The organism is Streptomyces sp. HB132 (assembly GCF_016909575.1).
In the GTDB taxonomy this organism is placed as follows: Bacteria; Actinomycetota; Actinomycetes; order Streptomycetales; family Streptomycetaceae; genus Streptomyces.
This window is the reverse complement of sequence record NZ_JAFBGA010000020.1, coordinates 1-13,733: the sequence shown is the minus strand read 5'-3', so window position 1 is coordinate 13,733 and position 13,733 is coordinate 1. Positions and strand designations below refer to the sequence as shown.

Genomic DNA, 13,733 nt, shown 5'->3' with positions numbered 1-13,733 from the left:
CCCGGCAGGACTGCCGGGCACTCACCGTCGGATAAGCAGGGTGTAGTCAGGTCAGCCGACCTCGGGGTCACCCTTGGTGTAGGAAAGCCGCTCGACCTGACCGGATTCGAACTGGTCGTCGACCTTCTTGCCGTTCACGAAGAGGTCGATCGCTCCGGCGTCACCGAGAACGAGGTCGACCCGCTCCTTGTCCTGGAAGGTCTTGGAGTCGCCCTGGGCCAGCAGCCCGTCGAAGAGCAGTCGGCCGTTGTGGTCCTTGGCCGAGATCCAGCTCTTGCCCTCGGTGGCGCTGAGCCTGACGGTCACCTTGTCCCGCGGAGCGGCGGCGATGGCACTTTCTGATGGAGCGGGCTTGGGGTCTGCGGGCTTGGTCGCGGTGGGCTTGGGAGTGGTCTTGTCGGGTGTCGAGCCTTCGGCGACGTTCGTCGAGCCCGATCCCTCGTCCTCGCCGCTGAAGAGCGTGAAGCCGACGAAGCCGACCACGGCCACGATCGCGGCGACCATCGCCGCGGTCCAGTTGGGCCGCCGGGGTTCGGAGCGGATCCGCTCCGCCTCGAACATCGGCGCCGCGGGCGTCGGCGCCGGGCGGCCGCCGTGCTCGGCGTCGAACTCCGCGATCAGCGGATCGGGGTCGAGCCTGACGGCGCGGGCGAGCATACGGATATGGCCTCGGGCGTACACGTCGCCGCCGCAGCGGGAGAAGTCGTCCTCCTCGATCGCGTGCACGATGGGGATGCGCACCCGGGTGGAGCTACTGACTTCCTCGACCGTCAGACCTGTGGCGATACGAGCCTGCTGTAGAGCGCGACCGATCGAAGGCCGGTCGTCTTCGGGGGAGTTGCCGATGGACACGGGGGCGCCTTTCGAGCGTGAGCCACCTGCTGGATGTTCAGTCTAGGGGTGGTACGAAAGGGTGGGGCAACCGGGAGCGACGACTTTGTACGCCATCGGGTTCGCCGGGCAGCCCCTTGGGCAGGACGGAGGACTGAGCGCAAGACGGATCATTCGCTACTCCTCCTTTCAACTTGACGTACGGCCGGGCGAAACGGTTGCCCGCAAAACTCTTACGAAGCGGTTTCCCCGCGGATGACGGCCAGCACACCGTCGAGTTCGTCCGGTTTCACCATGACATCACGCGCCTTGGAGCCCTCGCTGGGACCCACGATGTTGCGCGACTCCATCAGGTCCATCAGCCGACCGGCCTTGGCGAAACCGACCCGCAGCTTGCGCTGGAGCATCGACGTCGAGCCGAACTGGGTGGAGACGACCAGCTCGGCGGCCTGGCAGAGCAGATCGAGGTCGTCGCCGATGTCCTCGTCGATCTCCTTCTTCTGCTTCGTGCCGACCACCACGTCCTCGCGGAAGACCGGCGCCATCTGATCCTTGCAGTGCTGGACGACAGCCGCGACCTCGGCCTCGGTGACGAAGGCCCCCTGCATGCGGGTCGGCTTGTTCGCACCCATGGGCAGGAACAGCCCGTCACCCTTGCCGATCAGCTTTTCGGCGCCGGGTTGGTCGAGGATGACCCGGCTGTCGGCGAGCGACGAGGTCGCGAAGGCGAGCCGGGAGGGCACATTGGCCTTGATCAGACCGGTCACGACATCGACGGAGGGGCGCTGTGTGGCGAGCACGAGATGGATGCCGGCTGCACGCGCCAACTGGGTGATCCGGACGATGGAGTCCTCGACGTCACGCGGGGCCACCATCATCAGGTCCGCCAGCTCGTCGACGATGACGAGCAGATAGGGGTAGGCCGAGAGTTCCCGCTCGCTTCCCTCGGGGGCCTTGGCCTTGCCGGTGCGTACCGCGTGGTTGAAGTCGTCGATGTGCCGGAAGCCGAAGGCCGCGAGGTCGTCGTAGCGGAGATCCATCTCGCGCACGACCCACTGGAGAGCCTCGGCGGCCTTCTTCGGGTTGGTGATGATGGGCGTGATGAGGTGCGGAATGCCCTCGTAGGCGGTGAGCTCGACCCGCTTCGGGTCGACGAGCACCATCCGCACGTCCTCCGGCGTCGCCCGCACCATGACCGAGGTGATCAGACAGTTGATGCAGGAGGACTTGCCGGAACCGGTCGCGCCGGCGACCAGGACGTGCGGCATGTTCGCCAGGTTGGCCATCTCGTAGCCGCCCTCGACGTTCTTGCCGAGTGCGACCAGCATGGGGTGGTCGTCCTCGGCCGCGTCCGCGAGGCGCAGGACGTCGCCGAGGTTGACCATCTCCCGGTCGGAGTTGGGGATCTCGATGCCCACGGCGGACTTGCCCGGGATCGGGGAGATGATCCGGACGTCCGGGCTTGCGACGGCGTAGGCGATGTTCTTGGTGAGGGCGGTGATCCGCTCGACCTTGACGGCGGGACCGAGTTCCACCTCGTACCGGGTGACGGTCGGGCCACGGGTGAAGCCGGTGACGGACGCGTCGACCTTGAACTCCGTGAAGACGTTGGTCAGTGAGGCGACGACCGCGTCGTTGGCGGCGCTGCGCGTCTTGCCGGGTCCACCACGCTCCAACAGGTCCAGCGAGGGCAGCGAGTACGTGATGTCACCGGAGAGCTGGAGTTGCTCGGCACGGGCGGGCAGCGCCTCGGACCGCTCGGGGGCGGGCTTCGTCAGATCGGGGACGCCGCCGGAGGACGAGGTGCCCTTCTCCGCGCTCCTGCCGGCGGGCGGGGCCTTCTCGGCCGACCGTGCGCCGGGAACCGGTGTGCCGGTCTGCTCCCGGCCCCGGTCCGGGGAGACACCCTGGGTGAGATCGGCGACGACCGGGGACGGGGGCATACCGTTGAGGACCGCCCCGTCGAGCGCGGCCGCCGCGGCTGCCGCTACGTCCACGGCGTCCATGCCTCGGTTCATCGCAGGCTGGGCGGACGGCCTGCGGGGCCTGCGCCGCTTGGCCGGCGCCTCGCCCTCGGCCGGATCCGGTTCGAGGTCGTCCGTCTCCGAGCGCCGTGCCGGGGAGCGCCGGGAGCGCTCGGGCAGCGCGTCGCGCCACTGCTCGTCGTACCGCTCGTCGTCGCTGCCGTCCTCTTCACCGGGTGCGTACACGGGGTCGACGATGCCGAGCCGCACACCGAGCTGCCGCAGCCGCCTGGGGATGGCGTTGACCGGGGTGGCGGTGACGACGAGAAGTCCGAAGACGGTCAGGAGCAGAAGCAGCGGGACGGCGAGGACCTCGCCCATCGTGAAGACGAGTGGCTGGGAGGCCGCCCAGCCGATCAGCCCGCCCGCGTCCTGCATGGCCCCGGTGCCGTCCTCCCGGCCGGGCGAACCGCAGGCGATATGGACCTGTCCGAGCACACCGATGACGAGGGCGGAGAGTCCGATGACGATACGGCCGTTGGCCTCCGGCTTCTCCGGATAGAGGATCAGCCGCACGGCGACGGCGCCCACCAGTATCGGCACCAGGAGGTCGAGCCGTCCGAACGCCCCCGTCACGAGCATCTCGACGAGATCGCCGACAGGGCCCTGCAGATGCGACCAGGTACCCGCCGCCACGACCAGCGCGAGTCCGAGAAGCAGAAGGGCCAGTCCGTCCTTGCGGTGTGCAGGATCAAGTCCCTTGGCACCGCGCCCTATGGAACGGAACACCGCCCCCACGCCGTGCGCGGTGCCCAGCCAGAGTCCACGGACGAGCCTGTACACGCCCCCGGTGGGGGACGGCGCGGGCTTGGGCGGGGGCTTCTTCACCACCGCCTTCCTGGCGGGTGCCTTCTTGGCGGGCGCGGTCTTCTTCGCCGCCGCCTTCTTGGCTGGCGCGGCTTTCTTCGCCGGTCCCTGCGTACGGCCGGCACCCTTCGCGGTGCCCGCCGTGCCCAGGGAACCCTTGCCGGACGTACGTGAGGCCATGGGACTGAGGTTACCGGTGCGGACGCCGGTGGACACGTGTGCCTACGGCTTCACCCGTCCGTGTCGCCCGCCCACAGGCGCTGAACTGACGCGCCCTCAGCCCTCGCAGGTCAGCTCTGCGAGGGCAGCGTGGCCGCGGAACCGCCCGTCCCCGGTTCCAGCGCATCGAGCGCGCGACGCAATCCGGTGAGCTTGCGCTCGAGATGGGCCGCCGTGGCCACCGCAGCGGCATCGGCCGAGTCGTCGTCCAACTGCTTGGAGAGGGCCTCCGCCTGCTCCTCGACCGCGGCGAGCCGCGCCGAGAGCTCGGCGAGCAGACCGGCCGGCTCCCTGTCGTCGGCGCCCTGGTGGGTGCCGCCCTCGAGCTGCAGCCGCAACAGCGAAGCCTGTTCGCGCAGCTTGCAGTTCTTCATGTACAGCTCGACGAAGACCGAGACCTTGGCGCGCAGCACCCACGGGTCGAAGGGCTTCGAGATGTAGTCCACCGCGCCCGCCGCGTAGCCCCGGAAGGTGTGATGCGGGCCGTGGTTGATCGCGGTCAGGAAGATGATCGGGATGTCCCGGGTTCTCTCCCGCCGCTTGATGTGTGCCGCCGTCTCGAATCCATCCATGCCGGGCATCTGCACGTCAAGCAGAATGACCGCGAAATCATCCGTGAGCAGCGCCTTGAGCGCTTCCTCCCCGGACGATGCCCGCACCAGTGTCTGATCGAGCGCAGAGAGGATGGCCTCCAGCGCCAGCAGATTCTCCGGCCGGTCATCGACCAGGAGGATCTTGGCCTTCTGCATCATGGCCCGCCCTCCTCGCCCCGGCATCGCACCGGGTGCCGCCCCAGGGGACGACTCCCTTACGCCGTCCGTCCTTGTGCCGGTCATGGTAGCTGCACCCCGCCCATCACCACACCCTGTCACCGCGATGTCACTGTGCACACAGGGAAAACGCGGTCGAAGACCAGAAGGTTCCCCGGAATCCGCCCTCTCACACCCTTCGGGGCGCAGCGGGCCGAAGGATCCCGGCGCGCCTCTGCGCGCACGGTCACTCGCCGCGCATCCAGTTCTCCATCACCGACAGCAGATGGTCGGAGTCGACCGGCTTGGTCACGTAGTCGGAGGCCCCGCTGTCGATGGCCTTCTCACGGTCACCCTTCATGGCCTTGGCGGTCAGCGCCACGATCGGCAGCCCCGCGAACTGCGGCATCCTCCGGATCGCCGTCGTGGTCGCGTAGCCGTCCATCTCGGGCATCATGATGTCCATCAGCACGATCGTCACGTCGTCGTGCTGCTCGAGGACTTCGATCCCCTCACGCCCGTTCTCCGCGTACAGCACCGAGAGCCCGTGCTGCTCCAACACGCTGGTGAGGGCGAAGACGTTGCGGATGTCGTCGTCGACGATCAGCACCTTCTCGCCGTGGAAACGGATCGCCCGTCGGGGCTCCGCCTCCGCCTGCGCGCTCTGCACCCACTCCTCCGGCGCGGCGCTCGCCTCCTCGGGCGCACCGTTCGCCAGGGCGGGGCGCTGGGCGGCCCCCCCGAGCGCCTTGCGCCGGCGCCGGAAGACCCCGGCGGAGTTGGCGGGGTCGCCCAGGGGCTGCTCCGTCCCGTTGCCCGGCGACGGCGCCATGTGCGGGCCGCCCTCCGCGGAACCCGCGTGGACCTCGATGGGGCCGGGGCCCAACTGCGGATAGCCCTGCGGAGGCAGCTCACTCGGGTGCAGCGGCAGGTACAGCGTGAAGGTCGAGCCTCGTCCCGGTTCGCTCGCCGCGTGGATCTCACCGCCCAGCAGACGGGCGATCTCGCGGCTGATGGAGAGACCGAGCCCGGTACCCCCGTACTTGCGGCTGGTCGTGCCGTCCGCCTGCTTGAACGCCTCGAAGATCACGAGCATCTTGCTGGACGCGATGCCGATCCCGGTGTCGGTGACCGAGAAGGCGATCAGGTCGCCGTCGGCGTCACGCAGCGACCCGGCCTCCAGCAGGTGCTCCCTGATGGCGTTGGGCACATCGGGGCCGGCCGGCCGGATGACCAGCTCCACGGCGCCGCTGTCGGTGAACTTGACCGCGTTGGACAGGAGGTTGCGCAGGACCTGCAGAAGTCGCTGCTCATCCGTGTGCAGCGTGGCGGGGAGCTCCGGAGAGACCCGTACGGAGAAGTCGAGCCCCTTCTCCGCGGTGAGGGGCCGGAACGTCGCCTCCACGTAGTCGACCAGCTGCACCAGTGCGATCCGGGTCGGACTCACGTCCATCTTGCCGGCCTCGACCTTGGACAGGTCGAGGATGTCGTTGATCAGCTGGAGGAGGTCGGACCCCGCCCCGTGGATCGTCTCGGCGAACTCCACCTGCTTCGGGGAGAGATTGCCCTCGGCGTTGTCCGCGAGCAGCTTGGCCAGAATGAGCAGCGAGTTGAGCGGCGTACGCAGCTCGTGCGACATGTTCGCGAGGAACTCGGACTTGTAGCGCATCGACACGGCGAGCTGCTCGGCACGCTCCTCCAGGACCTGCCGCGCCTCCTCGATCTCGGTGTTCTTCACCTCGATGTCGCGGTTCTGCTGGGCCAGCAGTTCCGCCTTCTCCTCCAGCTCCGCGTTGGACGCCTGCAGCGCCTTCTGCCGGTTCTCGAGCTCCTGCGAGCGGTCGCGCAGTTGCTCGGTGAGCTCCTGGGACTGTTCGAGGAGCTTCTCGGTCTTCGTGTTCACGCTGATGGTGTTGACGCTCGTGGCGATCATCTCGGCGAGCTGGTTGAGGAAGTCCCGCTGGATGTGTGTGAACGGCTGGAACGAAGCCAGCTCGATGACGCCGAGCACCTGGCCTTCGAAGAGCACCGGAAGCACGATCACATGCGCGGGCGGCGCCTCGCCGAGTCCCGACGAGATCTTCAGGTACCCGGGCGGCACGTTGTCCACCTGGATCGTCCGCTTCTCCTCGGCCGCCGTGCCGATGAGGGTCTCACCGGGCCGGAAGGAGGTCGGCATGGAGCCCGCCGAGTAGCCGTAACTGCCGCGCATGCGCAGCTCGTACGAACTCTCCCTGCCGGCGTCCGACCCGACCTCACTCCCGTCACCGGTGGCCATGGCCAGGAAGAAGGCGCCGTGCTGGGCGGAGACGACCGGCGTCAGCTCGCTCATGATCAGCGATGCGACGTCGTCGAGGTCGCGGCGGCCCTGCATCAGACCGGAGATACGGGCGAGGTTGCCCTTCAGCCAGTCCTGTTCCTTGTTGGCCAGCGTGGTGTCGCGCAGATTGGCGATCATCGTATTGATGTTGTCCTGCAGCACCTGGATCTCACCGGCCGCGTCGACGTCGATCTTGAGGTTCAGATCACCGCGGGTCACCGCCGTGGCGACGGCCGCGATGGCGCGCACCTGCCGGGTCAGGTTCCCGGCCATCTCGTTCACCGACTCGGTGAGGTCCCGCCACGTCCCGTCGACGTCCCGCACCCGCGCCTGCCCGCCCAGCTGCCCCTCGGTACCCACTTCGCGGGCCACCCGGGTCACCTGATCCGCGAAGGAGGAGAGCTGGTCGACCATCGTGTTGATGGTGTTCTTCAGCTCCTGGATCTCGCCGCGCGCATCGATGTCGATCTTCTTCGTGAGGTCACCCTTGGCGATGGCCGTGGTCACCGTGGCGATCTGACGCACCTGTCCGGTGAGGTTGGACGCCATCGAGTTCACCGACTCGGTGAGGTCCTTCCAGGTGCCCGAGACGCCCGGGACGCGTGCCTGGCCGCCCAGTTCCCCCTCGGTGCCCACCTCGCGGGCCACCCGGGTCACCTCGTCGGCGAACGAGGACAGGGTCGTCACCATCGTGTTGACGGTGTCGGCGAGTTCGGCGACCTCCCCGCGCGCCTCGACCGTCACCTTCTTCGTGAGGTCTCCGTTGGCGACCGCGGAGGAGACCCTGGAGATGTTGCGCACCTGACTGGTCAGGTTGTTGGCCATCAGGTTGACGTTCTCGCTGAGGTCCTTCCAGATGCCCGTCGCACCGCGCACCCGGGCCTGGCCGCCGAGGATGCCCTCGGTGCCCACCTCACGGGCGACCCGGGTCACCTCGTCACCGAAGTTCATCAGCTGGTCGACCATCGTGTTGACGGTCGTGACCAGTTCGAGGATCTCGCCCTTGGCGTCGACGGTGATCTTCTTGGAGAGATCCCCCTTGGCGACCGCCGTGGTCACCTCGGCGATGTTGCGCACCTGGAGGGTCAGGTTGTTCGCCATGCCGTTGACGGACTGGGTGAGGTCCTTCCACGTACCGGAGACGCCCTGCACCTCCGCCTGCCCGCCGAGAATGCCCTCCGTGCCCACCTCACGGGCGACGCGGGTCACCTGCTCGGCGAAGTTCGAGAGCTGGTCGACCATCGTGTTGAGGGTGTTCTTCAGCTCCAGGATCTCGCCCCGGGCGTCCACGTCGATCTTCTGCGACAGGTCACCCCGCGCCACCGCCGTGGCCACCTGGGCGATGTTGCGGACCTGGGCGGTGAGGTTCCCCGCCATGCCGTTCACCGAATCGGTCAGGTCGCGCCACACGCCTGCCACACCGGGCACCTGGGCCTGACCGCCGAGGCGGCCGTCGGTGCCCACCTCGCGGGCGACGCGGGTCACCTGGTCGGCGAAGGCCGAGAGCTGGTCGACCATCGTGTTGATGGTGTTCTTCAGCTCCAGGATCTCGCCCCGGGCGTCCACGTCGATCTTCTGCGACAGGTCACCCCGCGCCACCGCCGTCGTCACCTGGGCGATCTGACGCACCTGTGAGGTGAGGTTGCCGGCCATGAAGTTGACGGAGTCGGTGAGTTCCTTCCACGTACCGGAGACACCGTCGACACGCGCCTGACCGCCCAGGCGGCCCTCCGTGCCCACGTCCCGGGCCATCCGCGTCACCTGGTCGGCGAAGTTGGACAGCTGCGCCACCATCGTGTTGACGGTGTTCTTCAGCTCCAGCATCTCGCCGGCCACGTCCACGGTGACCTTCTGCGAAAGGTCACCGTTGGCGACCGCCGTGGTGACCTGCGCGATGTCACGCACCTGGCCGGTGAGGTTGCGGAAGGCGGTGTTCACCGAGTCGGTGAGGTCCTTCCACGTACCAGCGGCACCGGGTACCTCGGCCTGCCCGCCGAGTCGGCCCTCGACGCCGACCTCCCGGGCGACCCGGGTCACCTCCGAACCGAAGGCCTGGAGCTGGTCGACCATCGTGTTGACGGTGTTCTTCAGCTCCAGCATCTCGCCGGCCACGTCCACGGTGACCTTCTGGGTCATGTCACCGCTGGCCACCGCGGTGGTCACCTGCGCGATGTCGCGCACCTGCGTCGTGAGGTTGCGGAAGACCGTGTTCACCGAGTCGGTGAGGTCCTTCCACGTACCGGCCGCGCCGGGCACCTGGGCCTGGCCGCCCAGCAGGCCCTCGCCACCGACCTCGCTCGCGACGCGCGTCACCTCGTCGGCGAAGGTGCGCAGCGTCTCGGTCATCTGGTTGATCGTCTCGGCGAGCTGCGCGACCTCGCCGCGGGCGCTCACGGTGACCTTCTGGGACAGATCACCGTTGGCGACGGCGGTCGTCACCTCGGCGATGCCGCGTACCTGGGAGGTGAGGTTCCCGGCCATCGTGTTGACGGAGTCGGTGAGGTCCTTCCAGACCCCGGCCACCCCGGGCACGGTCGCCTGTCCGCCCAGTTCGCCCTCGGTGCCCACCTCACGGGCGACCCTGGTCACCTCGGAGGAGAACGACGAGAGCTGGTCCACCATCGTGTTGACGGTGTTCTTGAGCTGGAGCATCTCACCGGCCACGTGAACGGTGACCTTCCGTGACAGGTCTCCCTTGGCCACGGCCGTCGTCACCAGGGCGATGTCACGCACCTGTGCGGTGAGCCGGTAGGCCATGGTGTTCACGGAGTCCGTGAGGTCCTTCCACGACCCGGACATGCCACGGACCTGGGCCTGACCGCCCAGCTTGCCCTCGGTACCCACCTCGACCGCCACCCGCGTCACCTGTTCGGTGAAGGCGGAGAGCTGGTCGACCAGGTTGTTGACCGTACGGGCGACCTTCAGGAACTCCCCGCGCAGCGGGCGTACGGTCTCGTCCGGTGCGTGCGTCCGCAGTTCCATGCGCTGCTCGAGATCACCGTCGGCGACCGCGGAGAGCACGCGTCCGACCTCCGACACGGGCCGAGCCAGGTCGTCGACGAGCTCGTTGGAGGCATCGATGGCCGCAGCCCAGGAGCCCTCGCACGCGCCGGTCTCCAGGCGCTCGGTGAGCTTCCCTTCGCGCCCGACCACGCGCCGGACCCGGGCCAGCTCACCCGTCAGATGCAGATTGCGGTCGGCCACCTCGTTGAAGACGGCCGCGATCTCGGTGAGGACGCCGTCGCCGGAGACGGTGAGCCGCCGGCGGAAGTTCCCGTCACGCATCGCCACCAGGGCCGCGAGCAGTCTGTTCAGAGCTGCCGCGTCCACGTCGATGGTCCCATTGCGCTGCTTTTTCACGGACTGCCCGCCTTTTGTGCGCGTTCCTGAACCCCGCGCCGCCACGCCAGACTCCACCGTGTCCCTCCCGCAGGGGTTGACCGTATCGCTCGGGCCTTTATCGGAAGCTTGCCCACTTCCACTTTGGCTCACCGCCACAGCACACCGTCGACGGGTGACTATGCGGTCGTCAAATCGTTGAAACGTACCAGGCCGGAAGAGGACGGCGGGGAAGGTCGCCGGGTCGTCCCATTTCCCTCACCGAGGGCCCCATAGTTGTGCGCCCGGCGCACAACCGCCGGGTGCCCTACGTACCCAAGTCCGCCCTCGTGTACCCGGGACACCTGGTGAGCGTCTAGCCTGGCAGGCGAATCGAAGCGGCGATATACGGGCACAGGACTCGGGGAAGCGACGAGACACCATATGGGGAGTGCTGTGATCACCGCGCGCGCGGCTGCCACCTTCGATCCGGTCGGACGCTCGGTCGCGACCGCCCGCGCCTTCGTCCGCGACACCCTTCAGGGGTGGGGTTACAGGGACGTCGTTGACGACGCCGTCGTCCTGACCAGTGAACTCGTGACCAATGCCGTCGTGCACGCGGGCACGGCCGCCGATGTCCTCTGCCTACGCACCGAGGACGGCGTACGCGTGGAGGTCGCCGACCACTACCCGGAGCGGGAGGTCCCGCTCCAGAGCTCCGGCCTCGACTTCGGCAGCCCGGACCGCGAGGGTGGCCGCGGCCTGCTGCTCTGCGCGGCTCTCGCGTCCCGTTGGGGCGTCGAGTACACCCCGACGCACAAACATGTCTGGTTCCAGCTCGATCTTCCCGAACGGCCCGTGGGCATCCGCTCGGCGAGCCCGGTCCTGCCCACCGCCCTTCTGCCGGTGGCGGAACAACGTGTGCGGGTGGCCGTCGTCCAGATCGACGGCTCCGGTTCCGTCACCGCGTGGAACGAGGACGCCTCCTTCCTCTTCGGTTACGCGGCGGAGAAGGCCGACGGCAAGCACTTCACCGACTTCGTGGCGTGGCCGCACACCCCGGGGACCAACACCGGTATCGCCGACGCGCTGCGACTCTCCCGGTGGGAGGGCAGCTACGGCATCCGCGGCGCGGACGGCCGTGTCATCCCCGTGTACGCCTCACACCTCAGGGTCCGCGACGCGGACGGCGAACCCTCCACCGTCTGCCTCCTCGTACGCGATTACGAACGCGCGGTCCTCCAGACGCCGGTACGAGCGCCCGTGTCCGACGCCTCAGCAGAGAACCGCAGTACGGATCCGTTCGAGATCTTCATCGGCTCCCCCGCCCCCGACGACCTGGACGGGCTGCTGCAGCGCACGGTCGAGCGGGCGCGCGACATGCTGGACGCCGATGCCGCCTTCCTGCTGCTCGCCACCGACGACGAGACCGAACTGGAGGTCCGCGCGACCACCGGTCTTCCCTCGGCCCGCCAGCGCTTCGCACGGGTGCCCGTCGAGGCCGGCACGGGCCGCTACGGCTCCGCCCGCATGCCCGCGGTCCACGAGGACCTCACCGTCGTACCGGGGGCCGTGCCGCTGCTCAGCGACACCGGGATGCGTTCGGTCGTCACGGTCCCGCTCAAGGTCGAGGGCCGGCTGACCGGGTCCCTCGGGGTCGCGGCCGAAGCGGCGGGGCGCTATTCCAACGAAGAGGCCCTGCGCCTGCAGTTCGCGGCCGACCGCATCGCGCTGGCCGTCGAGTCGGCCAGGCTCGGTGAGCTGGAACGCCTCCGGCGCGGCTCGCTGTCCTTCCTCGTCGAAGCGTCCGACCTGCTGGCCGGCACGCTGGACAGGGACCAGACCCTGGCCCTGATGGCACAGATGACCGTGCCCACGCTGGCGACGTGGTGCGCCGTGTACACCATCGCGGACCAGTCCTCCGAGCCGTATCTGTCCTACGTCCTCCACGAGGACGAGGAGCGCATCGACGGTCTGAAGGCACTGCTGTCCTCGATCGACCCGCCGGACCCCGTCCCGGCCCCGGGCGCGCGCATCTGGCCGGCGCCCACGGAAGCCGGCCACCAGGCCGCCCTGCGCACGTCCAAGCGCACCCTGGGCAAGGACGCACCCCTGAGCATGGGGGCGTCGGCACGCACCGTTCTGGCCACCGCGGCCGCTGTCGGAGGCGAGACAGTCGTCCTGCCGCTGGTGGCGAGGAACCGTGTGATCGGCATGCTCACGTTGGGCAAGCCGTCGGACGAGCACTTCCGCCAGGAGATCCTGGAACTGGCCGAGGACCTGTCCCGACGGGCGGCTCTGGCGCTGGACAACGCCCGCCTGTACTCGGAGCGCATGGCCATCAGCCAGTCGCTCCAGAGGAGCCTGCTGCCGCCGGGCCTGCCGGATGTGCCGAACGTCGAGATCGAGGTCATCTATCGCGCTGCGGGCGAGGGCAACGAGGTCGGCGGCGACTTCTACGACGTCTTCCCCATCCGTGACGGTGCCTACGGCTTCGCCATCGGTGACGTCTGCGGTACGGGCCCTGAGGCGGCAGCCGTCACGGGCCTGGCCCGGCACGCCCTGCGTCTGCTGGCCCGCGAGGGGTTCGGCGGCCCCGCGGTACTGGAGAGGCTCAACGCCGCCATTCTGGACGAGGGGGCCCGCAGTCGCTTCCTCACATTGCTCTACGGGGAATTGTGGCCCCAGGAGGACGGAAGCGCCCTCCTGAAGGTGGTCTGCGCCGGACACCCGCTCCCCCTGCGCCTGCGCCAGGACGGCTCCGTGGAAGCCGCTGCCGAACCGCAGCCGCTGCTGGGAGTCATCGAGGACCTCGAGCTCTACGAGCAGGAGGTCACTCTGCAGCCCGGCGACGTACTCCTGTGTGTGACCGACGGAGTCACCGAACGCCGCGAGGGGTCCCGCATGCTGGGCGACGACGGTCTGGCCGATGTGCTCGCGATGTGCACGGGCCTCACAGCCGGCGCGGTGGCGGGGCGCATCCTGCGGGCCGTCGAGCGATTCGCAGCGGAGCCCGCCTCCGACGACATGGCCATCCTTGCCATGCGCGTCCCGGAGCCGCAGAACATCTAGTCAGGGCATGGGAAAGGCCCCCGCCGTCGGCGGGGGCCTTTCTTCGTACCGAGCCCCAATGCGGAATCGAACCGCAGACCTTCTCCTTACCATGGAGACGCTCTACCGACTGAGCTATTGGGGCCTGCTGCCTTGCGGCAACGAGGTAAAGCATACCCCGTTCAAGGGGTGCTCAGAACCACCGGTTCGAGACCTCCGCCGTCATGTTGCACGGCCGGCTACCGCCGCCCCGGGGAGGCCCCAGACGATCGTGCTTCGCCTGTTCAGCGAGCCGGCTTCCGTCTCGCGTCGGTGGTCATGCCGTGAACGCAGAAAAGCCCCGTGCCACAAGGGCACGGGGCTTTCCCGGAATAATTGTTCGGCGGCGTCCTACTCTCCCACAGGGTCCCCCCT

General features: G+C 68.6%; 5 protein-coding genes and 1 tRNA gene. 1 reads left to right on the top strand and 5 read right to left on the bottom strand.

Features of this window, described 5'->3' with window-relative positions:
• Positions 1–51: 51 nt before the first annotated feature.
• From JOC24_RS29720 to JOC24_RS29705, 4 genes are all read right to left on the bottom strand, one after another.
• Positions 52–852 (bottom strand): helix-turn-helix domain-containing protein, encoded by an 801-nt coding sequence (locus JOC24_RS29720; RefSeq protein ID WP_205023519.1) that lies wholly within the window; start codon positions 850–852, stop codon positions 52–54.
• 212 nt (positions 853–1,064) lie between these two features.
• Positions 1,065–3,842 carry a DNA translocase FtsK gene (locus JOC24_RS29715; protein ID WP_205023518.1) on the bottom strand — a complete coding sequence of 926 codons (2,778 nt, stop codon included), beginning with the start codon at positions 3,840–3,842 and terminating at the stop codon, positions 1,065–1,067.
• A 110-nt stretch (positions 3,843–3,952) separates the two neighbouring features.
• A complete protein-coding gene (locus tag JOC24_RS29710; protein WP_205023517.1) occupies positions 3,953–4,633 on the bottom strand; it encodes a response regulator in 681 nt (226 codons plus the stop codon).
• Positions 4,634–4,877: 244 nt separating this feature from the next.
• Positions 4,878–10,310 carry a HAMP domain-containing protein gene (locus JOC24_RS29705; protein ID WP_205023516.1) on the bottom strand — a complete coding sequence of 1,811 codons (5,433 nt, stop codon included), beginning with the start codon at positions 10,308–10,310 and terminating at the stop codon, positions 4,878–4,880.
• 402 nt (positions 10,311–10,712) lie between these two features.
• Here JOC24_RS29705 and JOC24_RS29700 point away from each other — a divergent pair, with 402 nt between their 5' ends.
• The gene (locus tag JOC24_RS29700) at positions 10,713–13,340 is read left to right on the top strand and encodes a SpoIIE family protein phosphatase (protein WP_239581176.1); all 2,628 of its coding nucleotides are present in this window, start codon (positions 10,713–10,715) and stop codon (positions 13,338–13,340) included.
• A 51-nt stretch (positions 13,341–13,391) separates the two neighbouring features.
• Here the strand turns inward: JOC24_RS29700 and JOC24_RS29695 are convergent.
• Positions 13,392–13,464, bottom strand: a tRNA-Thr gene (locus JOC24_RS29695).
• Between the last annotated feature and the right edge of the window lie 269 nt (positions 13,465–13,733).

Bases quoted from the DNA above. Each gene is read 5' to 3' on its own strand.
- JOC24_RS29715 (WP_205023518.1), bottom strand. From the start codon at position 3,842: ATGGCCTCACGTACGTCCGGCAAGGGTTCCCTGGGCACGGCGGGCACC.
- JOC24_RS29710 (WP_205023517.1), bottom strand. From the start codon at position 4,633: ATGATGCAGAAGGCCAAGATCCTCCTGGTCGATGACCGGCCGGAGAAT.
- JOC24_RS29700 (WP_239581176.1), top strand. From the start codon at position 10,713: ATGGGGAGTGCTGTGATCACCGCGCGCGCGGCTGCCACCTTCGATCCG.